Source organism: Streptomyces sp. AC558_RSS880 (assembly GCF_019049255.1).
GTDB lineage: Bacteria > Actinomycetota > Actinomycetes > Streptomycetales > Streptomycetaceae > Streptomyces.
Genome location: NZ_JAGMUJ010000159.1, coordinates 73,579 through 100,014, shown reverse-complemented (window position 1 = coordinate 100,014; position 26,436 = coordinate 73,579). Strand labels below are relative to the sequence as shown.

The 26,436-nt window shown below is 73.6% G+C and carries 20 protein-coding genes and 1 pseudogene; 8 read left to right on the top strand and 13 right to left on the bottom strand.

What is annotated here, in order from left to right; genetic code table 11:
* Positions 1 to 42: 42 nt before the first annotated feature.
* Together KUM38_RS43870 and KUM38_RS35530 are read right to left on the bottom strand one after the other, a co-directional pair.
* Positions 43 to 222: pseudogene (locus tag KUM38_RS43870) on the bottom strand (AraC family transcriptional regulator); the annotation flags it as partial.
* 405 nt (positions 223 to 627) lie between these two features.
* The gene (locus KUM38_RS35530; RefSeq protein ID WP_217135825.1) at positions 628 to 1,803 is read right to left on the bottom strand and encodes a glycerate kinase; all 1,176 of its coding nucleotides are present in this window, start codon (positions 1,801 to 1,803) and stop codon (positions 628 to 630) included.
* Positions 1,804 to 1,940: 137 nt separating this feature from the next.
* On the opposite strand from KUM38_RS35530, the gene KUM38_RS35525 reads away from it, so the two are divergent.
* From KUM38_RS35525 to KUM38_RS35515, 3 genes are all read left to right on the top strand, one after another.
* Positions 1,941 to 3,014 (top strand): ADP-ribosylglycohydrolase family protein, encoded by a 1,074-nt coding sequence (locus KUM38_RS35525; protein ID WP_217135823.1) that lies wholly within the window; start codon positions 1,941 to 1,943, stop codon positions 3,012 to 3,014.
* Between the two features lie 126 nt (positions 3,015 to 3,140).
* Positions 3,141 to 3,644: an NUDIX hydrolase gene (locus KUM38_RS35520; RefSeq protein WP_217135820.1), complete on the top strand. Its 504-nt coding sequence runs from the start codon at positions 3,141 to 3,143 to the stop codon at positions 3,642 to 3,644.
* A 59-nt stretch (positions 3,645 to 3,703) separates the two neighbouring features.
* Positions 3,704 to 4,429: a Sir2 family NAD-dependent protein deacetylase gene (locus KUM38_RS35515; protein ID WP_217135818.1), complete on the top strand. Its 726-nt coding sequence runs from the start codon at positions 3,704 to 3,706 to the stop codon at positions 4,427 to 4,429.
* Here the strand turns inward: KUM38_RS35515 and KUM38_RS35510 are convergent.
* From KUM38_RS35510 to KUM38_RS35500, 3 genes are read right to left on the bottom strand one after another with little or no spacing between them, the layout of a single operon-like run.
* Positions 4,426 to 4,908: a methylated-DNA--[protein]-cysteine S-methyltransferase gene (locus KUM38_RS35510; RefSeq protein ID WP_217135816.1), complete on the bottom strand. Its 483-nt coding sequence runs from the start codon at positions 4,906 to 4,908 to the stop codon at positions 4,426 to 4,428. The two genes, KUM38_RS35515 and KUM38_RS35510, sit on opposite strands and share 4 nt — an antisense overlap.
* Positions 4,909 to 4,930: 22 nt before the next feature.
* Positions 4,931 to 6,412 carry an AlkA N-terminal domain-containing protein gene (locus tag KUM38_RS35505; protein WP_302181322.1) on the bottom strand — a complete coding sequence of 494 codons (1,482 nt, stop codon included), beginning with the start codon at positions 6,410 to 6,412 and terminating at the stop codon, positions 4,931 to 4,933.
* A 56-nt stretch (positions 6,413 to 6,468) separates the two neighbouring features.
* A complete protein-coding gene (locus KUM38_RS35500) occupies positions 6,469 to 8,388 on the bottom strand; it encodes a heavy metal translocating P-type ATPase (RefSeq protein WP_217135814.1) in 1,920 nt (639 codons plus the stop codon).
* A gap of 67 nt (positions 8,389 to 8,455) precedes the next feature.
* Here KUM38_RS35500 and KUM38_RS35495 point away from each other — a divergent pair, with 67 nt between their 5' ends.
* Positions 8,456 to 8,815, top strand: a complete 360-nt coding sequence (locus tag KUM38_RS35495; RefSeq protein ID WP_217135810.1) for a metalloregulator ArsR/SmtB family transcription factor — start codon at positions 8,456 to 8,458, stop codon at positions 8,813 to 8,815.
* On the opposite strand, the gene KUM38_RS35490 is transcribed toward KUM38_RS35495, so the two are convergent.
* From KUM38_RS35490 to KUM38_RS35455, 8 genes are all read right to left on the bottom strand, one after another.
* Positions 8,796 to 9,650, bottom strand: a complete 855-nt coding sequence (locus KUM38_RS35490) for a DUF72 domain-containing protein (protein WP_217135808.1) — start codon at positions 9,648 to 9,650, stop codon at positions 8,796 to 8,798. The two genes, KUM38_RS35495 and KUM38_RS35490, sit on opposite strands and share 20 nt — an antisense overlap.
* Before the next feature lie 37 nt (positions 9,651 to 9,687).
* Positions 9,688 to 13,605: a glycoside hydrolase family 2 TIM barrel-domain containing protein gene (locus KUM38_RS35485; RefSeq protein ID WP_217135806.1), complete on the bottom strand. Its 3,918-nt coding sequence runs from the start codon at positions 13,603 to 13,605 to the stop codon at positions 9,688 to 9,690.
* Positions 13,606 to 14,091: 486 nt separating this feature from the next.
* Positions 14,092 to 15,453, bottom strand: coding sequence for an RICIN domain-containing protein (locus KUM38_RS35480; RefSeq protein ID WP_217135804.1), 1,362 nt, complete (start codon positions 15,451 to 15,453; stop codon positions 14,092 to 14,094).
* Positions 15,454 to 16,086: 633 nt separating this feature from the next.
* Positions 16,087 to 16,599 carry an O-acetyl-ADP-ribose deacetylase gene (locus KUM38_RS35475; RefSeq protein WP_217135802.1) on the bottom strand — a complete coding sequence of 171 codons (513 nt, stop codon included), beginning with the start codon at positions 16,597 to 16,599 and terminating at the stop codon, positions 16,087 to 16,089.
* Positions 16,596 to 18,005, bottom strand: a complete 1,410-nt coding sequence (locus KUM38_RS35470; protein ID WP_217135800.1) for an NAD(P)/FAD-dependent oxidoreductase — start codon at positions 18,003 to 18,005, stop codon at positions 16,596 to 16,598. The genes KUM38_RS35475 and KUM38_RS35470 overlap by 4 nt, the downstream gene beginning before the upstream one ends.
* A 101-nt stretch (positions 18,006 to 18,106) precedes the next feature.
* Positions 18,107 to 18,952: an inositol monophosphatase family protein gene (locus KUM38_RS35465; RefSeq protein WP_217135798.1), complete on the bottom strand. Its 846-nt coding sequence runs from the start codon at positions 18,950 to 18,952 to the stop codon at positions 18,107 to 18,109.
* A gap of 100 nt (positions 18,953 to 19,052) precedes the next feature.
* The gene (locus KUM38_RS35460; RefSeq protein WP_217135796.1) at positions 19,053 to 20,882 is read right to left on the bottom strand and encodes a gamma-glutamyltransferase family protein; all 1,830 of its coding nucleotides are present in this window, start codon (positions 20,880 to 20,882) and stop codon (positions 19,053 to 19,055) included.
* 377 nt (positions 20,883 to 21,259) lie between these two features.
* Positions 21,260 to 22,177 carry a LysR family transcriptional regulator gene (locus tag KUM38_RS35455; protein WP_217135794.1) on the bottom strand — a complete coding sequence of 306 codons (918 nt, stop codon included), beginning with the start codon at positions 22,175 to 22,177 and terminating at the stop codon, positions 21,260 to 21,262.
* 127 nt (positions 22,178 to 22,304) lie between these two features.
* Here KUM38_RS35455 and KUM38_RS35450 point away from each other — a divergent pair, with 127 nt between their 5' ends.
* The 4 genes from KUM38_RS35450 to KUM38_RS35435 are packed head-to-tail and all read left to right on the top strand — an operon-like array spanning position 22,305 to position 26,435.
* A complete protein-coding gene (locus KUM38_RS35450; protein WP_217135792.1) occupies positions 22,305 to 23,306 on the top strand; it encodes a fumarylacetoacetate hydrolase family protein in 1,002 nt (333 codons plus the stop codon).
* Positions 23,303 to 24,265: a cyclase family protein gene (locus tag KUM38_RS35445; RefSeq protein ID WP_217135790.1), complete on the top strand. Its 963-nt coding sequence runs from the start codon at positions 23,303 to 23,305 to the stop codon at positions 24,263 to 24,265. Before KUM38_RS35450 ends, KUM38_RS35445 begins: the two co-directional genes overlap by 4 nt.
* Positions 24,266 to 24,288: 23 nt before the next feature.
* Positions 24,289 to 25,419 carry an FAD-dependent oxidoreductase gene (locus tag KUM38_RS35440; protein WP_217135789.1) on the top strand — a complete coding sequence of 377 codons (1,131 nt, stop codon included), beginning with the start codon at positions 24,289 to 24,291 and terminating at the stop codon, positions 25,417 to 25,419.
* Positions 25,416 to 26,435 (top strand): amidohydrolase family protein, encoded by a 1,020-nt coding sequence (locus tag KUM38_RS35435; RefSeq protein WP_217135788.1) that lies wholly within the window; start codon positions 25,416 to 25,418, stop codon positions 26,433 to 26,435. The genes KUM38_RS35440 and KUM38_RS35435 overlap by 4 nt, the downstream gene beginning before the upstream one ends.
* Position 26,436: the final 1 nt, after the last annotated feature.

Sequence of the window (26,436 nt, the reverse complement as noted above, 5' to 3'; positions counted from 1 at the left end):
ACAGGAGCAGGTCCCCGGCCCCAGGCACACGTCGCGCATGTCGTCGGCGTACCTCTGTTCACCGCCCCGGATGAGGGCGAACTGGTAGCGCTCGGGGTCGGCGGCGCGGATGAGCCGCGGGGTACGGCGTGCCCGCAGGGAACCGTAGGTCAGATCGGCGAGCTGCACCGGGCCCAGGTCGGCGGCCCGCAGCTCCGCCCGGAAGCTCTCCGGCCGTGTCACGCACCCGACCCGGCCAGCACCGTGGGCACGAGCGTCCGGTCGCACAAGTCCTGCCAGGCGTCGAAACGCTCGTCGGCCGCGACCCGTTCCCCGTCGAACACCGTGTGCAACACAGGTCTCCCCCGTCCCTGGGTGCCGCTCTCGAACGCAACGCACGATGACCGGTCGGCGCCGACGGTAGGAGCCCGGGGCGACGATCCGGCATACCGGGGGTGAACAGCAGGAGCGCCGCGGGGCCCGGCACACCGCACCCGCGGAGGCCCGGCCGACGGCACGGCGGCGGGCCGGCCGTGACACGCCGGCCGTGACACGGTCGCACGGCGCGGAAACCGCCGCCGTCGCGGACGTCGCCGGAGAGCGCGGCGGCGAAGAGTGCGGCGGAGAAGGAACCCGCCGCACTGCCCCTCAGCTCAGGAAGTCCCGCGCGATCCGCTCCGCCGTACGCTCCAGGAGCGGCCCGGCATCCGCGACGCACTTCGCCACGTCCGGCTCGAGGTCGGTCAGCGCGTACGCCCGCCGGATCCCCGCCCGCCCCAGCACCTCCGGCGGCAGCGCGAGCCGTCCGCACACCGCGACGACCTCCTTGCCGGCGGCCCGCGCGGCCGCGGCGACACCCGCCGGGGCCTTGCCGTGCAGGGTCTGCCGGTCGAGCGATCCCTCGCCGGTGATCACCAGATCCGCCCGCTCCAGCGCCGGCGCGAAGCCGAGCACCTCCAGCATGACCTCGATCCCGGGACGGAAACCGGCTCCGAGCAGCAGCGCCCCGTACCCGATGCCGCCCGCGGCGCCCGCACCCGGCGAGACCGCGTACTCGGCGGCCCGCGCGCCCACGGTCTCCTCCAGCACCTTCGCGAAGTGCTCCAGGGCCGCGTCCAGAGCCTCCACGTCCTCCGGCGAGGCGCCCTTCTGCGGGCCGTAGACCGCCGGGGCGCCCTTCGGCCCGGTCAGCGGGTTGTCGACATCGCTCGCGAGTACCAGCTCGACCTCGCCGAGGCGAGGATCCAGCCCCGACAGGTCCGCCGACGCCAGCTCGGCCAGCCCTCCGCCCCCCGGCGCCACCGGCTCACCGTCCGCCGTCACGAACCGCGCGCCCAGCGCCGACAGCATGCCCGCGCCGCCGTCGGTGGTGGCGCTGCCGCCCACCCCGAACACGATCGTGCGCGCCCCCGCGTCCAGCGCGGCCCGCAGCAGCTCCCCGGAGCCGTACGTCGACGCCGTGAGCGGCGCGAACACCCCGGCCGGCAGCCGCTGCAGCCCGCTCGCCTCCGCCATCTCCACGACGGCCGTGTCACCGCGCAACGCGTACGCGGCGGTCACCTCGTCCCCGAGGGGACCGGCGACCCGTACCTCCCGGCGCTCGAACCCGGCCGCGACCGCCGCGGCCACGGTGCCGTCGCCGCCGTCGGCCACCGGCAGCGCCTCGGCCTCCAGGTCCGGTACGACCCGGCGCAGCCCGGCGGTCACCCGCTCGGCGACCTCGACGGCCGTCAGCGACCCCTTGAACTTGTCCGCGGCGACGAGCACCCGCCGTGCCGACCGCGTCGTACGAGTGCCGCTCCCTGCAGCGTCCGCCACTTGCATTCCCCTCGTTCTCCGGGCCTCGCGCATGTCAAGGCCAGTCGCGCCGCTGTGACCATAACCGGCGGACACGGTGGCCGCCATGCCCTGCCCAGCCCGTGAAACGCCCCGGAATCGGGTAGACCGGTGCCATGACCGCCATGAGCGCTGTGGACACGGAGCCGGGACTCGCCGACCGCATCCTCGGAGGCTGGCTGGGCCGGATCGCGGGCAACATGCTCGGCAAACCGGTGGAGCAGGGCGAGGTGTGGACGCGCGAGCGCATCGACCACTACCTGCGGCGGGCGGACGCCCTCCCCCTCACCGACTACCTTCCCGAGCCGCTGAGCGAGAGCGAGGGCCTCGACCTGCGCCCCGAGTGGCGGTCCTGTGTCCGCGGCCGCATCCACGGCAGCTGCCGGGACGACGACGTCGACTACGCGATCCTCGGCCTCGACCTGCTGGAGACCCACGGCTTCGCCTTCAGCACCGAGCAGGTCGGCGACCTGTGGCTGCTGCGGCTGCCGTACCTGCAGACCTTCACGGCGGAGCGGGCGGCCTACCGCAACCTCGCGAACGGCCTCAGACCTCCGCTCACGGCCACCTACGACAACCCCTACCAGGAGTGGATCGGCGCCCTCATCCGCGCGGACGTCCACGGCTGGACCTCCCCGGGCGCCCCGCGCCGCGCCGCCTCGCTGGCCCGCAGGGACGCGGTGCTGTCCCACACCGGCAACGGTGTGTACGGCGCGATGTGGGCGGCGGCACTCGTCTCGGCGGCGTTCACGGCCCCCACCGTGCGGCACGCCGTGGACGAGGCGCTGACGGTGATTCCGGCGAGCAGCCGCCTCGCCCGCACCGTGCGCCGGGTGGCGTCCCTGCACGAGGCCGGGCTGGCCTGGGAGGACACGCTCACCACGCTCACGGAGGAGACGGCGGGCCTCGGCTGGATCCACACGATTCCGAACGCGGCCGTCCTCACCGCCGGTCTGCTGTACGGCGACGGCGACTTCACCCGGACCATCGCCCTGACCGTGCGCGGGGGCCTGGACACCGACTCCAACGGTGCGACGGCGGGCTCGGTGGCGGGCGTCCTGCGCGGCGCGACCGCCATCCCGGCCCAGTGGAAGGACCCGCTCCAGGACACGGTGCGCAGCGCCGTCTTCGGCTTCGACGGCGTACGGATCAGCGAGCTGGCGGAGCGGACGCTGCGGCTGGCGCGGGCCGGGACCTGACCCGCCCGTGCCCCGGGGCGCGCGCCGTTCCGTGCCGGGGCACGGGACGGCGTGTGCCGCCGTGCGCCCGCCCGGGCCGCCCGCCGGCGCCGGACGCGGGCCCTGCGCCGCCGTACCCTTCCCTCCATGACCACCACTCAGCCCGTCCAGGACTTCGCCGCCTACGTCGCCTCCCTCCCCCGTGTCCTCGCCGGCGCCGCCGCTCTCTTCCGGGACGAGGAGGGGCGGGTGCTGCTCGTCGAGCCGAACTACCGGGAGGGGTGGGCGCTGCCCGGCGGGACGGTCGAGTCGGACGACGGGGAGAGCCCGCGCGAGGGGGCACGCCGGGAGACGGCCGAGGAGATCGGGCTGGACCGGGAGCCGGGCCGGCTGCTGGCGGTGGACTGGGTGCGCGGACCGGGGCGCCCGCCGCTGGTGGCGTACCTGTACGACGGCGGCGTGCTCGGCGCGGACGACTTCGCGGCGATCCGGTTGCAGGAGTCGGAGCTGCTGTCCTGGCGGCTGGTGCCGCGCGAGGAACTGACCGAGTACCTCCACGGCTCCCTGGGGCGCCGGGTGCTGGCCGCGCTGGACGTCCTCGCCGACGGTTCGGGCACCGCGGAGCTGGAGGACGGGCACCGGGTGCGCTGAGCCGGGGCGGGGCGATATCCGCTCGCCGGACCGGCGGCCCGCGGCCTACCCTCGGCCGCATGAGCAAGCCCCTCGTCGCCCTCCTCACCGGTGCCGGTGTCAGCACGGACTCCGGCATCCCGGACTACCGCGGTCCGGGCGGACTGTGGCGCCGCGATCCCGAGGCCGAGAAGCTCGTGACGTACGCGTACTACATGGGCGATCCGGAGATCCGCCGCCGTTCCTGGCGGATGCGGCGCGAGAACTTCACGCTCGCCGTCGAGCCGAACGCCGCGCACCGCGCCGTGGCCGAACTGGAGCGCTCGGGCGTGCCGGTGCGGGTGCTCACGCAGAACGTCGACGGGCTGCACCAGCGCGCCGGGATGCCGGACCGCAAGGTGCTCGAACTCCACGGCACGGTACGGAGCGTGGTGTGCACCGAGTGCCGGGCGCGCGGCCCGATGGAGGACGCCCTCGCCCGGGTCGAGGCCGGTGAGGACGATCCGCCGTGTCTGGAGTGCGGCGGCGTCCTCAAGCCGGCGACGGTGATGTTCGGCGAGCACCTCGATCCCGTGGTGCTGGGCGAGGCGGCGGCGATCAGCAAGGCGTGCACCGTGTTCATCGCCGCGGGCACCAGCCTCCAGGTCCACCCCGCCGCCGGACTCGCGGAGGTGGCCGCCGGCCACGGCGCCCGGCTGGTCGTCGTCAACGCGGAGCCGACTCCGTACGACGACCTCGCCGACGAGGTGATCCGCGAGCCGATCGGCACCTCGCTGCCCGGGCTGCTGCGCCGGATCGCCGCCTAGAACAAGGCGGTTCCGCGTTCGAGGTCCAGCAGGCGCTGTTTGCGCTCCAGGCCGCCGCCGTAGCCGGTGAGGCCGCCGCTCGCGCCGACGACGCGGTGGCAGGGGACGATGATGCCGATCGGGTTGCGGCCGTTGGCGAGGCCGACCGCGCGGGAGGCCTTGGGGTTGCCGAGGGCGTCCGCGAGTTGGCCGTAGGTGCGGGTCTCGCCGTAGGGGATGCGCGCCAGCTGCTCCCAGACCCGGTGTTGGAACGGGGTGCCGTGCAGGCGGAGTTCGAGGGTGAACTCCTTCAACTCGCCCGCGAAGTACGCCGCCAGTTGTTCCTCCGTCTCGGCGAAGGGGGTGTCGTCGGGGGCTCCGAAGGTGTCCTCCGGTGGGCGGTGGCGCTGGTCGGTCATGTAGAGGCCGCACAGGACGCCGTCGTCGGCGACGAGCGTCAGCGGGCCGTAGGGGCTGTCGGTCACGGTGTGCTGCTTCATCGGCTGGAAGTCCCTGGTCTCTCTACACCGGCAGGAAGTTGATGGGGTGGCTGTCCGTCGCCCACAGGTACTGGACCGCGTACGCCCGCCAGGGCCGCCAGGCCGCCGCGCGTGCGGTGAGGGCGGCCGGGGTGGAGGGCAGGCCCAGTTCGCGGGCGGCGCGGCGGATGCCGAGGTCGGTGGGGAGGAAGGCGTCGGGGTCGCCGAGGGCGCGCATGGCGATGACGTCGGCCGTCCAGGGGCCGAAGCCGGGGAGGGCGAGGAGCAGGGCGCGGGTCTCGGGCCAGTCGCTGTCGGCGCCCAGGTGGAGGTCGCCGTCGGCGAGCCGGCGTACGAGGGTGGTGAACGTGGTGCGGCGGGTGCGGGGCATGGCGAGGGTCTCGGGGTCGAGCTCCGCCAGTGCCCCGGGGGACGGGAAGAGGTGGGTGAGGCCGCCCTCGGGGTCGTCCACGGGTGTGCCGTGCGCGGTGACCAGGCGGGCCGCGTGGGTGCGGGCGGCGGCCGTGGAGACCTGCTGGCCGAGGACGGCCCGGACGGCGAACTCGGCCGCGTCGACCGTGCGCGGCACGCGGCGGCCGGGTGCCTTGTCGACGAGGGGGGCGAGGACCGGGTCCGCGCGCAGCTGCTCGTCGACGGCGACCGGGTCGGCGTCCAGGTCGAGCAGGCGGCGGCAGCGGCTGATGGCGACGGTGAGGTCGCGGGGGTCGCCGAGGGTGAGGCGGCAGGCGATGTGGTCGGGGTGCGGGGTGAGCGCCACGACGCCGTGGCCGTACGGCAGGCGCAGGGTGCGCCGGTAGGCGCCGTCCCGCCACTCCTCCACGCCGGGTACGGCGGTCGCGGCGAGGTGGCCGAAGAGGTTGTCGGGGTTGAGCGGGGCGCGGAACGGCAGGCGGAGGGAGAGCACTCCGGGGGTGGTGCGGGGGGCGTTCTTCGGTGCCCGGGTGCGCAGTTCGCCCGGGGCGAGTGCGTAGACCTCGCGGACGGTGTCGTTGAAGGTGCGGACGGAGGAGAAGCCGGCCGCGAAGGCGATCTGTGCCATCGGCAGGTCCGTGGTCTCGATGAGCAGCCGCGCGGTCTGGGCGCGCTGGGCGCGGGCGAGCGCGAGGGGGCCCGCGCCCAGCTCGGCGAGCAGTTGGCGTTCGACCTGCCGGGTGCTGTAGCCGAGCCGGGCGGCGAGACCGGGCACGCCCTCGCGGTCGACGACGCCGTCGGCGATCAGCCGCATGGCGCGGGCCACCGCGTCGGCCCGCTGGTTCCACTCCGGTGAGCCGGGGCTGGTGTCGGGCCGGCAGCGTTTGCAGGCCCGGAAACCCGCCTGCTGGCAGGCGGCCGCGCTCGGGTGGAAGACCATGTTCTCGGCCTTGGGCGGGACCACCGGGCAGCTGGGCCGGCAGTAGATGCCGGTGGTCAGGACGGCGGTGAAGAACCAGCCGTCGAACCGCGCGTCCTTCGACTGCACGGCGCGCACGCAGCGCTCGGTGTCGGTGTGCATCCCCTTCTGCATGCCTCAAGGATCGGGCACGGCCGGCATCCGGGTCTGGCAGGAATCCGACATCGACGTCACATGTCCTGCGGTTGCCCGGATCGCCAGGCCGACTCGCGGAGCAGTCGCAGCCCGTTCAGGCCGACCAGCACGGTGGAGCCCTCGTGGCCGGCGACGCCGAGCGGCAGGGGCAGGTGGCCGATGAGGTCCCACAGGACGAGGCAGGTGATGGCCGTGCCCGCGATGACGAGGTTCTGCACCACGAGCCGGCGGGCGGTGCGGGAGAGCCGCACGACCGCGGGGACGGCCGCGAGTTCGTCGCGTACGACGACCGCGTCCGCCGTCTCCAGGGCCAGGTCGGAGCCCGCGCGGCCCATGGCGATGCCGGCGTGGGCGGTGGCGAGGGCGGGCGCGTCGTTGACGCCGTCGCCGACGAAGAGCACCTTGCGGCCGGCGTCCTGGAGGTCCCGTACGGCGTTCACCTTGTCCTCGGGGAGGAGGCCGGCGCGGATGTCCGTGAGGCCGGTCGCGGTGGCGACGCGGGCGGCGGCGTGGGGGTTGTCGCCGGTCAGGAGGGTGGGGGCGGTGCCGGTGAGGGCCGTCAGGGCGGAGGTGGCGGCCGGGGCGTCGGGGCGGAGGCGGTCGGTGAGGGCGAGGGTGCCGACGGGGGTGCCGTCGCGGGTGACGCGGACGACGGTCTCGCCGTGCTCCGCCTCCGCCGGGTCGGCGCGTCCGACGGTCACCACGGTCCCGTTCACCGTGGCGGTGATGCCGTGGCCGGGTGCGGCGGTGAAGTCCGTGGCGGGGGCGAGGGGCAGGCCGCGGGCGTGGGCGGCGGTCACCACGGCGCGGGCCAGCGGGTGCTCGCTGGGGTGCTCGGCCGAGGCGGCCAGGGTGAGGAGGGCGTTCTCGTCCAGGCCGGAGCCGGGCAGCGGACGTACGGCGGTGACCTCGGGGGTGCCCTCGGTGAGGGTGCCGGTCTTGTCGAGGGCGGACGCGTCGATCTCGCCGAGGCGTTCCATGGCGACCGCCGACTTGACGAGGACGCCGTGGCGGCCGGCGTTGGCGATGGCGGAGAGCAGGGGCGGCATGGTGGCGAGGACGACCGCGCACGGCGAGGCGACGATCATGAAGGTCATCGCCCGGAGCAGGGCGTCGGTGAGGTTCTCGCCGAAGGCGAGCGGGACGCCAAACACCGCGAGGGTGGCGACGACCACGCCGACCGCGTACCGCTGCTCGATCTTCTCGATGAAGAGCTGGGTCGGCGCCTTGGTGCGGGAGGCCTCCTCGACCAGGGCGACGATGCGCGCGATCACCGAGTCCTTCGGGTCGCGGCCGACCCGGACGCGCAGGGCGCCGGTGCCGTTGAGCGTGCCGGCGAAGACGTCGTCGCCGGGGCGCTTGACGACCGGCAGCGACTCGCCGGTGATGGTGGCCTGATCGGCCTCGCTGACGCCGTCGAGGACGGTGCCGTCGGCACCGATGCGCTCCCCGGGGCGGATGAGCAGGACGTCGCCGACGGCGAGTTCGGCGGTGGGCACGGTCTCCTCGCCGCTCCCGGTCACCCGGGTCGCCGTCGTGGGCGCGAGGTCGAGCAGGCCGCGCACGGAGTCGGCGGTGCGGGCGGTGGCCAGGGCCTCCAGGGCGCCGGAGGTGGCGAAGATGACGATGAGCAGGGCGCCGTCGAGGACCTGTCCGATCGCGGCGGCGCCCAGCGCGGCGACGATCATCAGCAGGTCGACGTCGAGGGTCTTCTCGCGCAGGGCGCGCAGCCCTTCGAGGGCCGGTTCCCAGCCGCCGCACGCATAGGCGACGGCGTACAGGATCCCGCCGGCCCAGCCCGGCGCGCCGCCGAGATCGGCGGCGAGCCCGGCCAGGAAGGCGACGAGTGAGGCGAGCGCCCACCGGGCTTCCGGGAGGGCGAGGACACGGGTGCGGCGGCGCGGCGCCGGGGCGCCGACGGACGACCGGGGCGCGGGAGCGAGAGTCACGGACACCCGGCCACCATACAGGAACACATGAAGACTCGTTCATGCGTTCATATGCGATGAGTAGGATGTCCGCATGGGTCATGGAGCCGTCATCCCGCAGGACGCCGCGGAGCGGGTGCGCCTGGACGCGGACAACGTCGCGAAGGTCGCCACCACGCTCCAGGCCCTGTCCACGCCCTCCCGGCTGCTCATCCTCGCCCGGCTGCGCGAGGGCCCGCTCCCGGCCACGGAGCTGGCGGCGGAGGTGGGCATGGAGCAGTCGGCCTGCTCGCACCAGCTGCGGCTGCTGCGCAATCTGGGCCTGGTGGTCGGCGAGCGCCGGGGCCGCTCCGTGGTGTACGCGCTGCACGACGACCATGTCGCCGGACTGCTCGACCAGGCCGTCTACCACGTGGAGCACCTGCGGCTGGGGATCAGCGACACCGCGGGGTGAGCAGTTCCCGCATGGTCTCGGCGGCGCGTACGGCGGCGTCCGCGCAGCAGTTGTTGAACAGCACGTGCAGTTCGTCCGTCCGCTCCGCCGCGCGGCGCAACCGGGGCACCCAGGCGGCGAGTTCGGCGACGTCGTAGTCGTGGCGGAAGCGGTCCTCCTTGCTGCCCCTCCCCCAGGCCCTGCTGCGCCCGTGGAACCGTACGACGGCGAGGGCGGGGCGGCTGACGGGTGCGACGGGCGGCAGGGAGCCGGTGAGCCCCTGGGCCATGTCCACGCCGACGGCCGTCGCGCCCAGCCCGGACAGCAGCGCGAGGGTGTCCTCGGCCCGCCCCGCCTCCCACCACGCCGGGTGCCGGAACTCGACGGCGAGCGGCCAGCCGGCCGTGCGCCGCACGCACTCCTCCAGGGTCCGCTCGGCCGGGGCTCCGGGCGCGAACCGGGGCGGGAACTGGAACAGCACGGCGCCCAGCCGCCCCGCCTCGCGCAGCGGCCCGACCGCCTCCGCGAACCTCCCCCACACCTCGTCCAGCAGGGCGCCGTCCACCGGCCGGTCCCGCAGGTCGGCGGGGAGTGCCTGCGGCCGGGTGGGGTGGCCGGTCAGCAGCGAGAACGCCTTGACGTCGAAGCGGAACCCGTCCGGTGTGCGTTCCACCCACAGCTCGCTGTTGCGGCGGCTGGGCAGCGCGTAGTAGCCGGAGTCCACCTCGACGACGGGCAGTCTGGAGGCGTAGTGCCGCAGCCGGCCCTCGGCGTCCCGCCGGCCGGGCGGATACCAGCCGCTCGCCACGAGTTGGCGGTCCGTCCACGAACAGGCTCCCACCAGGATGTCACCCATGGGAGCCCGGGTACCCCGGGCTCCCATGGGTGTGCCCCTACTCGGTCGCCGTGGGCCGACGCGAGGCCGCCGTCGCCTCGTCCACGTCCGTGAGCGGACGGAGACGGTAGGTGTACGCGTGGTCCCGGTCGGCGAGGAGCTTGAACTCGTCGTGGGTGTGCGCGCCCCAGCTGTTGTCGCCGCCGACGCCCATCTGGCGGTGGTTGACCCGCAGCACGACCGCGTCCCGCGGGGTCAGCTGGTAGTCGTGCCGGGCGCCGACCGACAGGTCCTCGGGGGTGAAGTGCGAGGCGTTGATCTCCAGGAGGGGTTCGCCCGACACCAGCAGGCCGCGCCCGCCGCCGTCGGTCAGGGCGGCCCAGCGGACGTCCGTCTTGTTGCCGTTCTCCTGCGGGCGGATGTAGGGGGTCCACTGGCCGGCCACGGTCGACGAGTAACGGCCCACGTCGGTACCGGTGTTGCGGTCCCAGTGGTTCTCCTCGGGGCCGCGGCCGTAGAAGTGCAGGCGGTCCAGGCGGCGCGGCAGGAACAGCAGCGTGCCGACCTCCGGGATGTACGGCAGGTCCGGCGCACCCGGGTGCAGGGTGTTGTCGACCTTGATCTCGCCGTTGCCGAACACCGTGTAGGTGGTGGTGTACGCCGACTCCACGGTGGTGGGCAGCGTGCCGCCGACCCTGATCTCGACGGCCCGGTCGCCGAGGGCCCGCACGGTGACGTCCGTGACCTTCCGCCGGGCACCGGCGTCGCGCCAGGTCTGGTTGCGGGTGTGGTGGCCGTTGCCCCTGTCGTTGTCGGTGGGCGCCCGCCAGAAGTTGGGCACCGGCCCGGAGGTGATCAGACGGGTGCCCCTCGCCTCGTAGGAGGTGATGGTGCCGCTGCTCTTGTCGACGGTGACCGAGAAGCCCCTGCCGGTGATCCGGATGTCCTTCTCCCGGTCCTCGTGGCGCAGGGCCGGGACGCTCGACAGGGGTACGGGGACCACGGCCGGGCTCCCCGCGTCGAGCGGGAGCTGCTGCCGGGCCACCTCGAAGCCGGCCCGGGCCCACTTCGTGGACTCCTTGGTGGTGAAGGAGAGCTGGAGGAAGTACTCCGTACCCGGGGCCGGGTCCTTCGGCAGGCGTACGGGCAGGGTGATGTCCTTGCCGGACAGCGGCGGCACGTCCAGCTGGTCCCGGGTCAGCCTTCCGCGCCGTACGACCTCGCCGTCGGCGACGAGTTCCCACCGGCCGTCGAACTCGCGGAGGTCGGTGAACAGGTACTCGTTGGTGAGGGTGACGGCGCCGGGGTCGCCGTCGTCGGAGGTGCGGGTGGCGTTGACCGCCTGGTGGACGCGTTTGATCTCGGCGGCCTTGCCGGTGTGACCGCGGTCGGCGGTGACGATGCCGTCCGCGACGAAGGCGCCGTCGTTGGGGTTGTCGCCCCAGTCGCCGCCGTAGGCGAGGAACGTCCTGTCCTCGGGCCGCTTCCTCTCGGTCCTGACGGTGGCGGCGTCGAACCAGAACCGCACACCGTCGTCGCCGGGCCCTCTGTCGTCCGAGGCCAGTTCGGCGGCGGTGAGGGCGCGCGCGTGGACGCGGGCGCGACGGACGGTGCCGCTGAACTCCCGGGTCTGGTTGTCGGCGTCGGTGGCGAGCGCGAGGGGTGCGGTGTTGCCGCTCGGCCGCCGGGTGGTGGTCCGGGTGGCCCTCACCGCACCGTCGACGTACAGGGTCAGGGTGCCGGCGTCCGCGTCGAAGACACCCGCGATGTGGTGTTCGCGCCCGGTCCAGTCGTCCGGCAGTGTCCAGCTCGCGGTGATCCACTGACCGTCGGAGTGGATGAAGAACTCCAGGTTCCCGTTGGTCTGCTTGAGCGCGTACTGGGTGTCGCCCTTGGTGAGGATGGGCTGGTGGTAGCCCGTCACGTCCGGGGTGACCCATGCCTCCAGGGTGAGGGAACCCGTGAGGTCGAGGCTGTCGTGGCGGGCGAAGACCGTGCCTCCGGTGATGCCCCTGCCCGGGTCGAATCCGCCGCCGGGGGCGAGGATCTCGCCGCGCAGTCCGGCCGGCCCGGACTCGGTCAGCAGGGTGCGGGCCGGGACGGGCCAGTACAGGGACTGGTCGACGAAGTCCCAGATCCAGCCGCCCTGGAGGACGTCGTGGCGGCGGACGACGTCCCAGTACTTCTTGAAGTTGCCGTTGGAGTTCCCCATCGCGTGGGAGTACTCGATCATGACGTACGGCCGGGTGTCGGCGGTGTCCTTCGCCCGCTGCTCGACGCGCGACGGGCTCTCGTACATCTCCGAGCGGATGTCGCTGATCCCCGGCCGGTCGTCGCCCTCGTACTGGATGACGCGGGTGGGGTCGTAGGAGCGGATCCAGTCGTGCATGGCGTTGAAGGTGGTGCCGCCGCCCGCCTCGTTGCCGAGCGACCAGATGACCACCGAGGGGTGGTTCTTGTCGCGGTGCACCATGTTCTGCGCGCGGGCGACGCAGGCCGCCGTCCACTCCGGGTGGTCGCCCGGGTACTCGGAACGGATGCCGTGGGTCTCGAGGTTGGTCTCGTCGACGAGGTAGAGGCCGTACTCGTCGGCGAGTTCGTACCACAGCGGGTTGTTGGGGTAGTGCGAGGTGCGGACGGAGTTGATGTTCATCCGCTTGATGAGCGTGATGTCCTCGACGAGGTCCTCGCGGGTGAGGGCGGTGCCGCGGGAGGGGTGCATCTCGTGGCGGTTGGTGCCGCGGAAGGAGACGGGCTTTCCGTTGATCCGCATCAGCCCGTCCCTGAGGGCGAACTCGCGGAAGCCGACGCGGTGGGACAGGGTCTCCACCACCTCGCCGGCCGGGTCGCGGAGCCTGAGGACGGCCGTGTAGAGGTCCGGGTGCTCGGCGGACCACAGCCGGGGCTCCGGTACGGCCTTCGAGGCCCGTACGGTGACGTCCTCGCCGGCGCCGGCCGTGCCGAGGTCGGCGGTCTGCTCGAGCGGACGGGACCAGACGGCGTGGCCGCGGGCGTCGTACAGCTGGGTCTCGACGGTGTACCGGCCCGACTCGCCGCCGCCGTACGCCCGCACGCTCGCGGTGACCGCCAACTCGGCGTGCGTGTACGTGTCGTTCAGCGGGGTGTCCAGCTTGAAGTCGCGCAGGTGCACGGCAGGGGTGGAGTACAGGTAGACCGAGCGGAAGATGCCGCTCAGCCGGATCATGTCCTGGTCCTCCAGCCAGTCGCCGTCGGCGTAGCGGTACACCTCCACGGCGATCTGGTTGGTGCCGGGCCTGAGGTGGTCGGTGATGTCGTACTCGGAGGGCGTGTAGGAGTCCTCGTCGTAGCCGACGAGTTCGCCGTTGATCCACACGTAGTGCGCGGACTTGACGCCCTCGAAGTGGAGGAAGGTGCGGCGGCCTCTCCAGTCGCGCGGGACGGTGAAGGTGCGCCGGTACTGGCCGACCGGGTGGTAGCGGGTCGGGGCGGAGGGCGGCTGCGGGTCCTCGCCGCGGCCGTTGGGGCCCCAGTACGGGTAGGTGATGTTCAGGTAGATCGGGAAGTCGTGGCCGTGCAGTTGCCACACGGACGGGACCGGGATGGTGTCCCAGTCGCCGTCGTCGGTGTCGGTGCGGTGGAAGTCGGGGTCCCGGTCCTCGGGGCGGTCGGCGTAGGCGAACTTCCAGGTGCCGTCGAGGCTCAGCCGGTAGGGCGAGCGGGTGCGGTCGGCGGCGAGGGCCTGTCGCACGTCCGCGTACGGCATGAGCGTGGTGTGCGGCGGCTGGGTGCCGAGCCGGAAGACGCCGAAGTCGTTCCACTCCGGGGGTGCGTCGGCCGCCGCCCGCCGGCCGGCCGCGTGCGCCGCGACGGGCGACGCGGACAGGGCGAGGGCGCCGAGCACGGCGGCGCCGGACTCCAGGAGCCGGCGGCGGCTGACGACCGGCGGTCCGGAGCGGGGGGACGGGGCGGCGGGAGACGTGTGCGGGTGCGGCATGACCGTGGCCTTCCTCGGTACGACAGAGCACTGCACGGACTGAGGGCACGTCGGACTCCCCCTCGACGCGCCGCCGGACGGGGGGCGTTACGGCAGGGGGACATCACAACTAGCGGTGACGGAGCAACTACTGAGCCAGCCACACCCTAGAACTCGAACACAACCGAAGCAATGATCCCGTCGGGGTTTGTGCGGTCCTGGTGGTTCGGCGGGTCGCGTCACACCCCCTACCCAGCCGTTCCGTGGCCACCGCGTGCACCCGCAGGCCGTGCCACCGGGCCGGTCCGAGCGAGCGCAGCAGCCGTCGCCGCGTCTCGCGCACCCGCGTGCCGCACACCGGCTGCGATCGTCCGCCGGGGGAGGTCGCACACGGAGAGGACGGGCCCCGGGCGCTCGCGCGCTGCGCAGGAGCGCCCGGGGCCCGTCGACGCCGGTGGTCCGGAAGGCTGTTGACGGCAGCCCTTCGGTCCCGGGGGCGGGACGGGGTCAGCCGCGCCGCCAGGTCTGGTTGGCGGTGCCGGTGCAGGGCCACAGCTTGACCGGCGTGCCGTTGGCCTCCTTGCCCCACCACACGTCGGCGCACTTGTCGCCGGCCTTGAGCGACACCAGGTCCTCGGTGGCATTGATCTTGAACTTCTGCCCGCTCGACCCGTCGCACCGCTGCAGCCGGATGGCCGTGCCCTTCGCCACCGACCCGCCGTCCAGCCCCATGCACAGGTCCTCGCCGATGCGCAGGGTGCGGTCGTCGTCGTGGAAGGACCAGATCTGGGCGCCCTCCGAGGCTCCGCAAGGCTGGATGACCAGTTCCGCCCCGACGCCCCGGGAACTCGCGGTGAGGCACTTGCCGGTGTCGGCGTTGACGATCCGGGCGGAGGCGACGGTGACCGTCCCGTCCGCCTTGCTCTCGGTCCGCTGGGCCGACTCCTTCGCCGTGTCCTCCTCCTTCTGCCTCTGCGAGGCGGCCTGCGGGCTTGCGTCGGCGACGGAGTCGGAGCGGGGGCGGGAGTCGGAGTCGTCCGGGGACGCCTTGCCGTCGTCCTTCCCCTCCTTCTTCCCGTCCTCCGTCTTCTTGCCGTCCTTCTCGTCGTCGCCTTCCTTGCCCTTCGACGAGCCCGCCGGAGCGTCGTCCTTCGAGGGCTCCGCGGCATAGACGCCCGGCGGTTGCTGTGCCTCCTGACCGTCGAGCAGCGCCCGGGAGTCGGCAGCCGCGGTGGCGTGGTCCCCGGGCCGATCATCCCGGTCGTCGCCGACCATGATCAGCAGAGGTACGGCGAGCAGGATCACCCCGGCGATCCCGGCGGCGGCCAGCAAGGGGGCCTTCGGCCGCCCCAGCGCACCGTCGCCATCGCCGTCACCGTCGCCGCTTCCCTTCCCGGCCCCTCCGGACCGGCGGGCACCGCCGAGTGCGGCAGCCAGTCCGGACAAGGGAGCTGCGGTGCCGCCCGGTGACGCGGTGCGGGCCGGTGTGGCGGCGCCCGCCACCGTCTCCGGCCGTTCCCCGCGGTCCGTGCCCGGTTCCGCGGCCTCTTCCCGTGCCTCCGGCTCGTTCGCGGCCGAGGTCGCCCCGGACTCGGACTCGGCAGTGGCCGTGGGGAGGGTTTCCGTCTCACCCCGGCCGGTCTCGCCGGTCTCGCCGGTCCTTGCGGTGCCTTCGGCGGTGGCGGCGACGGCGGCTGTGGCGGTGTCGCTCGTGGTGGCCGTGCCACGGCGTGGGGCGGGCCTCAGCACGGCCTGCTCCACGTCGTCGCCCATCGAGGACAGCACCACCGCGCGGCGGACCGGTGGCCCTTCATCGGTGCCGGCCGGGCGGGCGGGCTCGCCGCCGCCCGGTCTGTTCTGGCGTGACATTGCTCGTTCTCCTTCGGTCTCACGGTTGTCTGCCGCATGGCGGCCGCACGCCGCGATGTCCCGCGGCCGGGGCACGGTGCCGGGTTCGGAACACCACCGGCCGCCACCGGGCGTGGACGGCTGCTGCACGAAGAGCGTTCCGCCGGGGGCGGTGATGAGTACGGCGCCGTCCGGGACGATCCCCTTCAGCTCCCGGGCATCGGCGATCCGTCCGGTCGGGCAGGGCCGGTCCGTTCGCTCGTGCCCGGCCTCGGGGAGCACCGGCCGCACCCGGACGTGGCAGCGTCAGCTGTCGTCCGGTGGGGTGCCGGGCACCACGACGCGGACGGGCGGGGGACGGAGAGGCCGGAAGGCATGGCTCCGGGCGCAGCGGAGTGGATCGGCCCCGCGCCGTCCCCCGTCCTCGCGGGACACCACACCACGCACGGAGTGCCGCCCCCTCTCGTCCAGGACGGCGGAATCGGATCGGTTCACGGCCACTGCGGCACTGTAGCGAGGGCGGGTGGCCGGCAGACCGTCCGAGATGTCACGCCCCCGGCGCCTGCGCGTACCCTCCTGGCCACCTTCTCTCCGTCCCGCAGCGCACGGCCGCTCCGCCGCGGGTGGTTCTCCGCAGGCTCGCCGTGGTTTCCGTCAGCCGAGTTGCCGGACGAACGCCTCGTACGCCCGGTCGTCGAAGAGGACGAACCTCACCTCTTCGACGGCGGTCGGCGTGTTCCGCACCGTCTCCACCGCGATGCGGGCCGCGTCGTCCATCGGCCACCGGTACACGCCGGTGGAGATCGCCGGGAACGCGACCGTCCGGGCACCCAGCTCGTCGGCCACACGAAGCGACTCCCGGTAGCAGGAGGCGAGCAGCGCGGGATCGCTGCCTGAGACCTGATGCACCGGGCCGACGGTGTGGATCACCCAGCGGGCGTCGAGGCGGCCCGCGGTGGTGGCGACCGCCTGACCGGTCGGCAGGCCCCTGCCGTACCGGGAAGCGCGCAGGGCGCGGCATTCGGCCAGGATCTCCGGGCCGCCCCGGCGGTGGATCGCGCCGTCCACGCCTCCCCCGCCGAGCAGCGAGGAGTTGGCCGCGTTGACGATCGCGTCGGCGCTCTGCTGGGTGATGTCGCCCTGGACGAGGGTGATGGTGGCGGTCATGTCTGTCGCAGCCTCCTCCAGACGGCCTTCGCCGCGTTGTGTCCCGACATGCCGTGCACACCGGGGCCGGGCGGGGTGGCCGACGAGCAGATGAAGACGGCGGGGTGCGGGGTCGCGTACGGGAACGGGGACAGTTTGGGACGCAGCAGCAGCTGGAGTCCGGAGACCGCGCCGGTGGCGATGTCGCCTCCGACGTAGTTGGCGTTGCGGGCGGCGAGTTCGGGCGGTCCCGCGGTGGCGCGGGCCAGGACGCGGTCGCGGAAACCCGGGGCGTAGCGCTCCAGTTGGCGCTCGATGGCGTCGGTGAGGTCGCCGGTCCAGCCGTTCGGCACATGGCCGTACGCCCAGAAGACGTGCTTGCCGGCCGGGGCGCGGGTGGGGTCGGCGACGCCGGGCTGCACGGTGATGAGGAAGGGCGTGTCGGGGGCGCGGCCCTCGCGGGAGGCGGCGCGCAGGGCGGCGGCGATCTCGTCGCTGTCCGCGCCGATCTGCACGGTGCCGGCGGTGCGGGCCTGGGGCGCGGTCCACGGGACGGGGCCGTCCAGCGCGTAGTCGATCTTGAAGACGCCGGGGCCGTAACGGTAGTTCGCGTAGTGGCTGCCGAAGCCGGCGATGCGGGCCAGGGCGGTGGGCGAGGTGTCGAAGACGTACGCCCGGGCCGGCGGCAGGTCGTCGAGGCGCTTGACCTCGTAGTCGGTGTGGACGCTGCCGCCGAGGTCCTCGAGGTACGCGGCGAGGGCGTCGGAGATGGCCTGGGAGCCGCCGCGGGCGACGGGCCAGCCGCGGGCGTGCGCGGCGAGGGCGAAGACCAGGCCGACGGCGCCGGTGGCGAAGCCGCCGAGCGGGGCCATGACGTGGGCGACGAGGCCGGCGAACAGGGTGCGGGCCCGCTCGTCGCGGAAGCGGCGGGTGAGCCAGGTGGACGGGGGCAGGCCGAGCAGGCCGAAGCGGGCGAGGGTGACCGGGTCGCGGGGCAGCGCGGTCAGCGGCAGCGACATGAAGTCGCGGGCCAGGGTGTCCCACTTGGGCAGGAAGGGTTCGACGAGACGGCGGTACGCGCCGGCGTCGCGCGGTCCGAAGGAGGCGGCCGTCTCCCCGACCGACCGGGACAGCACGGCCGCCGTGCCGTCGGGGAAGGGGTGCGCCATGGGGAGTTCCGGGTGCAGCCACTCCAGTCCGTAGCGCTCCAGGGGCAGCGCGCGGAACGCGGGTGAGTTGACGGCGAGGGGGTGGGCGGCTGAGCAGGGGTCGTGGCGGAAGCCGGGGAGGGTGAGTTCCTCGGTGCGGGCGCCGCCGCCCACGGTGCCCATCGCCTCGAACAGGGCCACCGAGAAGCCGCGGCGGGCCAGCTCCACGGCAGCGGTCAGCCCGTTCGGCCCCGCACCCACCACGACCGCATCGAGCATCGACGGCACCTTCGGACTCCTTCGTCAGCCGACGGCCACTGGGGATCAGGATATGCCGGGCCGCCGGCGTTCTCCCGGGGCCTCTGGAGAGGGATGCGGCATCAGGCTCCGTCCGCCAGCAGTTCCACCACCCGGCGAGCCGTGGCCTCGTCGCGGGCCGCGGTGAAGGGCAGGGTGTTGCCGCCCCTGATGCTGAAGGGCTCGCCCGCGCGCGTGAGGTGGGTGCCGCCCGCCTCCTCCACGAGGAGCAGACCGGCCGCGTGGTCCCAGGCGGCTTCCCAGGAGAACGCGGTGGCGTCCAATGCGCCGCGGGCGATGGCCAGGTACTCCAGGCCGGCCGAGCCGCAGGCCCGGGGTGCCACCCCGTCCGTCCACAGGCCGAGCAGGGCGCGCTTCTGTTCGTCCGTGGTGTAGTCCGGGTGGGAGGTGGCCACGCGGAGGTCACGGCCGGGTTCCGGGGAGCCCGCGCGCAGCCGCTCGCCGTCGAGGTGGGCGCCCTGTCCCCGTACGGCCGTGGCGAACTGGTCGCGGGCGGGGGCGTAGGTCCAGGAGGCGTGCACCACTCCGCCGCGCGCGAGGGCGACCAGGGTGCAGAAGCCGGTGTCGCCGTGCACGAACTGGCGGGTGCCGTCGACGGGGTCGACGATCCACACCGGTGCCTCGGCCTGTATCGCCTCGTACGACACCGGGTCGGCGTGCACCGCCTCCTCGCCGACCACGACCGAGCCGGGCAGCAGGGCGGCGAGGGCGTCCGTGAGATACAGCTCGGCGTTGCGGTCGGCGTCCGTCACCAGGTCGTGCGGGCCGGCCTTGAGGTCCACCTCGTGGTCGGCGAGCCGCCGCCAGCGCGGCATGATCTCCTGCGCCGCGGCCTTGCGGACCAGTTCCTCCACGTCGATGGCGTGCCGGGCGAGAAACTCGTCGATGGTTTCGTTGGTCTCGTGCATGCCTCCATGAGAGCACGCGCCACTGACAATCCCCGCCCGTCCGGTGCACTCCAGGTGGAATCGGGATGAAAACGGGGTGCCGGCCCGCGGCGCCGTGGGCTCAGCGGCCCACCGCGTACCCCTGCATGCCGCGCGGGTTCGCGGCGGCGGAGAGGACGCCGGTGTCCGGGTCCCGGGCGACCGCGCAGAGCCGGCCCTCCGACCAGGCGTCGCCGACCGTCACCTCGTGGCCGCGGCGGCGCAGCTCCGTCACCACCGCGGGGTCCGTGCGGGACTCGACGGTGACGCTGCCGGGGCGCATGCCGCGCGGGTAGAAGGAGCCGGGGAAGCTGTCGTTGTGCCAGTTGGGGGCGTCGACGGCGCCCTGGAGGTCGAGTCCGCCGCGCACCCGCTCGCGCAGGGCGACCGCGAGGAAGAAGTGCAGCTGCCACTGGTCCTGCTGGTCCCCGCCGGGCGTGCCGAACGCCATGACGGGCACCCCGTCGCGCAGGGCTATGGACGGGGTGAGGGTGGTCCGGGGGCGGCGGCCGGGGGTGAGGGTGCCCGGCAGGCCCTCCTCCAGCCAGGTCATCTGCAGCCGGGTACCGAGCGGGAACCCGAGTTCGGGCACGACGGGGTTGGACTGGAGCCAGCCGCCGCTGGGGGTGGCCGCGACCATGTTGCCCCAGCGGTCGACGACGTCCAGGTGGCAGGTGTCGCCGCGGGTGCCGCCGTCGGCGGAGACGTCGGGTTCGCCGGGCACGGGGGACGTCGGGCTCTTGGCGACGGTGGGCTCGCCGACGCCCATCGGGCTGAAGCCGGGGTCCTCGGTGGCCACCACGCGTGCGTGGGCGCTCAGCCGGGGGGTGCGCCCGCCCGGGCTGCCGGGCCGCAGGTCGTGGGAGGCGCGGGGGCCGACCCTGGTCCGCCGCTCGGCGTTGTACTCGGCCGACAGCAGGTCGTCGAGCGGCACCTCGGCCGCGTCCCCGTACCAGGCCTCGCGGTCGGCCATGGCGAGCTTGCAGCCCTCGATCAGCAGGTGCAGGTACTCGGCGGAGCCGTAGCGGGGCAGTTCCGGCGGGAGCAGGGCGAGTTGCTGGAGCAGGACCGGTCCCTGGCTCCAGGGGCCGGCCTTGCACACGGTCCAGCCGTTCCAGTCGTACGTCACCGGGGTCTCGTAGGTCGCGGACCAGCCGGCGAGGTCGGCGGCGGTCAGCGTGCCGGTGTGGCGCTCCCCGCTGGTGTCCATGGTGGGACGTCCGGCCTGCCGGACCAGGGCCTCGGCGATGAACCCGGTCCGCCACACCTCCCGCGCGGCGTCGATCTGCGCCTCCCGGTCCCCGGCCCCGGCGACTTCGTCCAGCAGCCGCTTCCAGGTGGCGGCCAGGGCGGAGTTGCGGAAGAGCTCGCCGGGGCGGGGCGCCCGGCCGCCGGGCAGGTACACCTCGGCCGAGGAGGTCCACTCCGTCTCGAACAGTTCGCGTACGGTCTCGACGGTCTCGCCGACGCGTTCCACGGGCGGGTGCCCGTCCTCGGCGTACCCGATGGCGTACTTCAGGACGTCGGCGAGGGTCTTGGTGCCGTGGTCGCGCAGCAGGAGCATCCAGGCGTCGAAGGCGCCGGGCACGGCCGCGGCGAGCGGTCCGGTGCCGGGGACGAGGTCCAGGCCGAGTCCCTTGTAGTGGGCGACGCTCGCCCCGGCCGGGGCGACGCCCTGCCCGCACAGCACCCGCACCTCCCCGCCGGCCGGCGCCAGCAGGATCGGCACCTCACCGGCGGGACCGTTGAGGTGCGGTTCGACGACGTGCAGGACGAAGGCTCCGGCCACGGCGGCGTCGTAGGCGTTGCCGCCGTCCTCCAGCACGGCCATCGCCGACTGCGAGGCCAGCCAGTGGGTGGAGGACACCATGCCGAAGGTGCCGCTCAGGGTGGGGCGAGTCGTGAACTGCATGCCTGGACCTCGGTGTTCGTGGACGTCGGTCGGCCCGTCCGACAGCAGAACGGGCCGCGGGGGGGTATCCGGGGAGGACGAGCGCGAGACCATCTCGTCCACGGAGCCTACGCGGCGCTCGTCGCCCGCTCGCGATGCCCCGTGCACGCGGAACCTGAAACTCCGTCGGAGGATCCGGGTCTGCTCCGGATCGTCGGTGGCCGGCGGCGCGGCCTGCGCGGATCCAGGCCGGCGACGGGGAAGGTCCGCCTGCCCGGATCCATCCGCTCGCGGAACCACCGGTCTCGCGCATCGTGCGTTCGCGGTGGCACGATTCATGGACCGGATACCCGCCATCCAGCCGGCAGATGGCTCCGCTCCCCGCGGCTACGCGCAGCTCATGTCCCCACCTCGTCGGTCATGCGGCCGCCGACCCGGGCGGCGGTCTCCCGCAGCCAGATGTGGGCCGCGTCGTGGGTGTGCACCGGGTGCCACCACAACGCCTCCCGCAGGGGTACCGCCTCATAGGGGGGCTCGACCACCCGTACGGCGGCGAGCGGTGCGAGGAGCCGGGCGAGGCGGGCCTGGATCAGGGCGATGCGCCGGGTTCCGCTGACCAGCAGCGGCATGATCTGGAAGCTGTCGACGGAGACCTCGACGCGGGGCTCGATGCCCAGCATGCCGAGCTGTCGGACGGCCGGGGCGTCGTAGGTGCGCTGGTAGGTGACCCAGGGCAGCCGGGCCAGGTCTTCCCGGGTCAGCCGGTCGTCGACGCTCGGGTGGTCCTCGGCGACGAGGAAGACCCACCGGTCCTGGTAGAGGTCGGTGGCGGGGAAATCGCTGACCACGCCGTGCGGCATGAGCAGGCCGTCGGTGGTGCTCAGCAGGGTGTCCGTGGCGTCCACCACGGTGGTCGGCGTCTGGGCGAACCGCAGCCGGATGCCGGGGGCCTCCCGATGCACGACCCGGGCGAGTTCGGCGCCGAAGACGGCGACCGCGTAGTCGGACGCCACGAGCTTGAACTCACGGCTCTCCTTGGCCGGGTCGAAGCTCGCCTGGCTGGCGAAGAGACGTTCCAGCAGGTCGTACGCGGTGGACGCGCGGTCGAGGAGGACCTGTCCGAGAGCGGTGAGTTCGTAGTGGCCACCGACCCGGGCCAGCAGGTCGTCGTCGAAGTGCCGGCGCAGGCGCGAGAGCGCCGCACTCATCGCCGGCTGGCTGAGGCCGACGCGCTGCCCGGCACGGGTCACGTTGCGCTCCTCCAGCAGGGCGCGCAGGGCGACGACGAGGTTGAGGTCCAGGCGACTGAGATTCACGGCACGTTCCCTAGCTGTCCGGCGACGACCTGCGGAAATTCGTTGCGTGGATGACCACCATCCATGGAATTGATTTCCGTGATCGCGGGTGGCGGGTCCAGATTAGTGCCACCGCAATCAGGAGGACATGTCCGTGAAACCTGAAGCCGCGTCCGCCCTCTTCGCCGGACCCTTCGCCCTCGCCACCCTTTCCGCCCCCGAGGGGAACGCCTTCCCCGCTCTCGTCACCCCTGACGCCCAGGTGATCGACCTGCGACCGGCCCTGGGCGACGCCGACTTGACCGTGCGGGGCGTCCTGGACGACTGGGACGCGGTGCTGCCGCGACTGACGGCGCTGACCGAGGACGGCACTCCGCGGCGCGAGCCGCTGGCGGAGTTCCGGGTGCACGCGCCGGTCGAGCCGCGTCAGGTGTTCCAGTCCGGCGCCAACTACCGGCAGCACGTGATCGATCTGCACGTCGCGCACCGGGCCCCGGGTGACGACCGGCCGGAGGAGGAGCGCCGCGCGGAGGCCGCGGAGATCATGGACCGGCGGGCGGCCGAGGACCTGCCGTACGTGTTCATCGGTCTGCCGAGCGCGATCACCGGTCCCTACGACGACGTCGTGCTGCCGTCCTGGGCCGAGAAGCCCGACTGGGAACTGGAACTGGCCGCGGTGATCGGCCGCCCGGCCCACCGGCTGTCCGTCGGGGAGGCCCTGGACCACGTCGCCGGCTACACGATCGCCAACGACCTCACCGACCGCGCCACCGTCTTCCGCCGGGACATGCCGCAGATCGGGACCGACTGGCTGCGCAGCAAGAACGCGCCCGGTTTCACACCGCTGGGCCCGTGGATCGTGCCCGCCGCCTCGATCACGGACACGGACGACCTGCGGCTGACGCTGAGGCTGAACGGCGAGACCATGCAGGACGAGTCCACCGAGGACATGATCTTCGACGTGGCGCGGATGGTCTCCTACGCCTCGCAGACCGCCCGCCTCCTGCCCGGTGACCTGGTGCTCACCGGCTCCCCGGCCGGCAACGGCATGCACTGGGGCCGACTGCTGCGCGACGGCGACGTCATGGACGCCTCCATCACCGGGCTCGGTGCCCAGCGCACCCGTTGCGTGGCGGAGGCGGCCCGGTGACCCTGGACCGCACCGACCCCGAGGGCTCGATAGCGAAGGCCGCCAAGGCGTGCTCCAACTGGGGTCGTTGGGGTGAGGACGACGTGCTCGGCACCCTCAACTTCCTCGACGGGGCGAAGCGCCGCGAGGGCGCCGCGCTGATCCGGAAGGGCGTCAGCTTCTCCCTCTCCCAGCGCTTCGACATCAACGGCCCGCAGAAGGGCTGGCGCCGGCGCACCAACCCGGTGCACACCATGCTCGACACCGGCACCGACGCCGCGCTGGGCAACCAGGGGCTGCCGCACGGCATCGGCGGTGCCGACGACGTGATCGCGATGCCGTTGCAGTGCTCCACCCAGTGGGACGGGCTCGGGCACATCTTCGACCACGGCAAGGCGTGGAACGGGCGCCCGGCCGAGAAGGTCGTCACCTCCGACGGCGACCTGGTCACGGGCATCGAGCACATGGCGCCGCACGTCGCCGGACGCGGTGTGCTCCTGGACGTGGGACGGGTCCTCGGTGAGGACGGCGAGCTGCCGGACGGTTTCGCGATCACCGAGGAGCACCTCACGGCGACCGCCGAGGCGCACGGTGTGCGGGTGGGGCGCGGTGACATCCTGCTCGTCCGCACCGGCCAGCTCACCCGGGTACGCCGCGCCGGCTGGGGGGACTACGCCGGCGGGCCCGCTCCGGGGCTGTCGTTCACCTCGGCGGGCTGGCTGCACCGCACCGAGATCGCCGCGATCGCCACCGACACCTGGGGCTTCGAGGTCCGCCCGAACGAGTTCGAGCACGCCTTCCAGCCGCTGCACCAGGTCGCCATCCCGCACATCGGTCTGCTGATCGGCGAGATGTGGGACCTGGACGCCCTCGCCGAGGACTGCGCGGCCGACGGCGAGTACGCCTTCTGGCTCACCGCCGCGCCCCTGCCCATCACCGGCGCGGTCGGCTCCCCCGTCAACCCGATCGCCGTCAAGTAAGCAGCGGAACAAGGGAGTTCCCCATGACCCACCCCCGCACGGTCCTCGTCGTCGGCGGCGGCGCGGCCGGCAACGCCGTGACGATCCTGCTGCGCCGCGCCGGCCTCACCGTGGACCTGGTCGAGGTCAAGGACGACTGGAACGCCACCGCCGGCTCCGGCATCACCCTCCAGGGCAACGCCCTGCGCGTCCTGCGCGAACTGGGCGTCCGGGAGCAGGTGGAGGCGTCCGGTCACGGCTTCGGCTCGGTCGGCATCACCGCCCCCGACGGCACCGTCCTGCACGTCCAGGACGACCTGCGCACCGGCGGCGACGACCTGCCCGCCACGGTCGGCATGCAGCGACCGCGACTCCAGCGGATCCTCATCGACGCCGTACGCGCCAGTGGCGCCACCGTGCGCCTGGGCACCACCGCCGAGATCCTGGGCCAGGACGCCGACGGGGTCTCCGTCCGGCTCTCCGACGGCTCCGAGCACCGTTACGACCTGGTGGTCGCCGCCGACGGCCTCGGCAGCGCCACCCGCGCCGCGATCGGCATCACCGACAAGCCCGAACCGACCGGCATGGCCATCTGGCGCGTCGCGGCCCCCCGCCCGGCCGGTGTCACCCGTACCGACCTCGCCTACGGCGGCCCGGCGTACATCGCCGGGTACTGCCCCACCAGCGAGACGACGCTCTACGCGTACGTCGTCGAGGCCAACCGCGACCGCGCCGGGATACCCCCCGAGTCGTACGCGGACGAGATGCGCCGCCTCACCCGGCACTACGGTGGCTTCTGGCCCGAGATCACCGCGCACATCACCGACCCGGCGAAGGTCAACTACACCTGGTTCGACCGGATGCTGGTCGAGGGTTCCTGGCACCGCGGCCGGGTCGTGCTGATCGGTGACGCCGCGCACTGCTGCCCGCCCACCCTCGCGCAGGGGGCCGCCCTCTCCCTGGAGGACGCGTGGGTGCTCGCCCAGTTGCTGACCGAGGCCGAGACCTGGGACGACGCGCTGTTCCAGGCGTACTACGAGCGGCGGATCACCCGCGTCCGCCCGGTCGTGGAGGCATCCGTCCAGATCGGGCGGTGGCAGCTCGACGGGGTGCGCGACGCCGACGTGCCCGGGCTGATGGCCCGCACCATGACCATGCTCCGGGAGCTGCCGTGACCGCGCCGGAGCCTCGGGCGGCCACTCCCACCGTCGACGTCCACGCGCACGTCCTGCTTCCCGGGATCGAGGCGCTGGTCGAGGGGCGGCCCGGACTGGCCGAGGCGCGCGCGCTGGACGCCCGCCGCAACGGCCCCGCCGCCCTCGCGGTCAGCGGCCCCATGGTCCGCGAGCGCTTCCCCCGGCTGACCGACGTCACCGTGCGGCTGGCGGCGATGGACGCGCAGGGCGTGGACGTCCAGCTGGTCAGCCCCTCCCCCTCGCACTACCACTACTGGGCCGGCGAGGAGACGGCCGAGAAGGTGTACCGGCTGGCCAACGAGGCGACCGCCGCGCACTGTTCGGCCGCACCCGGCCGGCTGCGCGGACTGGGCCTGGTCCCGCTCCAGCACCCGGCGCTCGCGGTCGACGCGCTCGACCACGCCCTCGCGCAAGGGCTGCTCGGTGTGGAGATCTCCAGCCACGCCCCCGGCCGCGAACTCTCCGACCCGGCCTACGCACCCTTCTGGGCCCGCGCCGAGGAGACCGGCGCACTGCTCTTCCTGCATCCCTTCGGCTGCACGCTCGACGAGCGGCTGGACCGGTGGTACCTGTCCAACACGGTCGGGCAGCCCACCGAGAACGCCGTCGCCCTCTCGCACCTGATCTTCTCCGGTGTCCTGGACCGGCACCCCGCCCTGAAACTGATCGCCGCGCACGGCGGCGGCTACCTGCCCACCCACATCGGCCGCTCCGACCACGCCTGGTCCACCCGCTCCGACGCGGGCGCCGGCTGCGCCCACCCGCCCAGCAGCTACCTCAGGCGCCTGTACTTCGACTCCCTCGTCCACGACCCGCACGTCCTGCGCGAACTGGTGCGCGTCGCCGGCGCCGACCGGGTCCTGCTCGGCTCCGACTTCCCCTTCGACATGGGCACCGAGGACCCCCTGGCCGCCCTGCGCGCCGCACAGCTGTCCGAGACCGACTTCGACGCCGTACGGGGCGGCAACGCCGCCGCCCTCCTCCGGAAGGACTGAC

Bases quoted from the DNA above. Each gene is read 5' to 3' on its own strand.
- KUM38_RS35460 (WP_217135796.1), bottom strand. From the start codon at position 20,882: ATGCAGTTCACGACTCGCCCCACCCTGAGCGGCACCTTCGGCATGGTG.
- KUM38_RS35525 (WP_217135823.1), top strand. From the start codon at position 1,941: ATGAGCGCTGTGGACACGGAGCCGGGACTCGCCGACCGCATCCTCGGA.
- KUM38_RS35465 (WP_217135798.1), bottom strand. From the start codon at position 18,952: ATGCACGAGACCAACGAAACCATCGACGAGTTTCTCGCCCGGCACGCC.
- KUM38_RS35490 (WP_217135808.1), bottom strand. From the start codon at position 9,650: ATGGGTGACATCCTGGTGGGAGCCTGTTCGTGGACGGACCGCCAACTC.
- KUM38_RS35470 (WP_217135800.1), bottom strand. From the start codon at position 18,005: ATGCTCGATGCGGTCGTGGTGGGTGCGGGGCCGAACGGGCTGACCGCT.
- KUM38_RS35495 (WP_217135810.1), top strand. From the start codon at position 8,456: ATGGGTCATGGAGCCGTCATCCCGCAGGACGCCGCGGAGCGGGTGCGC.
- KUM38_RS35475 (WP_217135802.1), bottom strand. From the start codon at position 16,599: ATGACCGCCACCATCACCCTCGTCCAGGGCGACATCACCCAGCAGAGC.
- KUM38_RS35485 (WP_217135806.1), bottom strand. From the start codon at position 13,605: ATGCCGCACCCGCACACGTCTCCCGCCGCCCCGTCCCCCCGCTCCGGA.
- KUM38_RS35440 (WP_217135789.1), top strand. From the start codon at position 24,289: ATGACCCACCCCCGCACGGTCCTCGTCGTCGGCGGCGGCGCGGCCGGC.
- KUM38_RS35515 (WP_217135818.1), top strand. From the start codon at position 3,704: ATGAGCAAGCCCCTCGTCGCCCTCCTCACCGGTGCCGGTGTCAGCACG.
- KUM38_RS35520 (WP_217135820.1), top strand. From the start codon at position 3,141: ATGACCACCACTCAGCCCGTCCAGGACTTCGCCGCCTACGTCGCCTCC.
- KUM38_RS35510 (WP_217135816.1), bottom strand. From the start codon at position 4,908: ATGAAGCAGCACACCGTGACCGACAGCCCCTACGGCCCGCTGACGCTC.
- KUM38_RS35505 (WP_302181322.1), bottom strand. From the start codon at position 6,412: ATGCAGAAGGGGATGCACACCGACACCGAGCGCTGCGTGCGCGCCGTG.
- KUM38_RS35480 (WP_217135804.1), bottom strand. From the start codon at position 15,453: ATGTCACGCCAGAACAGACCGGGCGGCGGCGAGCCCGCCCGCCCGGCC.
- KUM38_RS35450 (WP_217135792.1), top strand. From the start codon at position 22,305: ATGTCCGTGAAACCTGAAGCCGCGTCCGCCCTCTTCGCCGGACCCTTC.
- KUM38_RS35530 (WP_217135825.1), bottom strand. From the start codon at position 1,803: ATGCAAGTGGCGGACGCTGCAGGGAGCGGCACTCGTACGACGCGGTCG.